Annotated in this window: 1 protein-coding gene and 1 pseudogene; both read left to right on the forward strand. The window is 63.8% G+C overall.

Annotation, left to right across the window (positions count from 1 at the left end; translation table 11 throughout):
• The coding region (locus tag N869_RS15425; RefSeq protein WP_035063141.1) for an ABC transporter permease subunit at positions 1 to 569 on the forward strand (569 nt) is incomplete at its 5' end.
• Positions 566 to 990 (forward strand): annotated as a pseudogene (locus tag N869_RS15430) (carbohydrate ABC transporter permease); the annotation flags it as partial. The gene N869_RS15425 and the pseudogene N869_RS15430, both read left to right, overlap by 4 nt.

Genomic DNA, 990 nt, shown 5'->3' on the forward strand with positions numbered 1-990 from the left:
CGATCTCCTACCTGCCGCACTTCCTGTCCATCGTCATCGTCGTGGGTATGACGATGCAGATCCTGTCGTTGCACGGCACGGTCAACCAGATCCTGACGGGCCTGGGCGGAGAAGCGATCCCGTTCCTGCAACGTGCGGAGTGGTTCCGGTTCGTCTACGTCAGCACCGAGATCTGGCAGACCGTCGGGTGGGGGACGATCCTGTACCTGGCAGCCCTGACGACGGTCGACTCGAGCCTCTACGAGGCGGCACGGATCGACGGGGCCAACCGCTGGCGCCAGACCTGGCACGTGACGTTGCCGGGCATCCGACCCACGATGATCACCCTGCTGATCCTCAACATCGGCCTGTTCCTCAACGTCGGGTTCGAGAAGGTGCTCCTGCTCTACAACCCGCTGACCTACGCGACCGCCGACGTGATCTCGACGTACCTCTACCGAGTCGGCCTCGTCTCCAGCAACTTCAGCTATGCCGCAGCGATCGGCCTGTTCCAGGCGATCATCGGCCTCGTGATGATCATGAGCGCGAACTTCATCTCGCGCCGAGCGGTGGGAGCAAGCCTGTGGTGACCCAGAGTGCACTGACGAGTCCGTCGGCGTCGACGTCCAGCGGCAAACCGGTGGGCGCCCGTGACAGCGTCGGGTACCGGTGGTTCACCTGGATCAACGGCACCCTCCTGGTGATCTTCTGCCTGGCGATGCTGTACCCGTTCGTCACCATCCTCGCGCAGTCCTTCAGCGGCGCGGGCGCGATCAGGGCCGGCCTGGTGAGCGTGTGGCCGGTCGACTTCAACCTCGACACCTACAAGGCCGTCTGGCAGAACCAGATGTTCTGGCGCAGCTACCGGAACACGGTCGTGTACACAGTGGTGGGGACGACCATCGCGATGGTCCTCACGACCCTCCTGGCCTACGTGCTGTCCAAGAAGCACCTGCGCGGCCGCAACGTGCTCATCGGGCTCGCCGTCTTCACGATGTTCTTCAACGGGGG

Source organism: Cellulomonas bogoriensis 69B4 = DSM 16987, assembly GCF_000767165.1.
GTDB lineage: Bacteria > Actinomycetota > Actinomycetes > Actinomycetales > Cellulomonadaceae > Actinotalea > Actinotalea bogoriensis.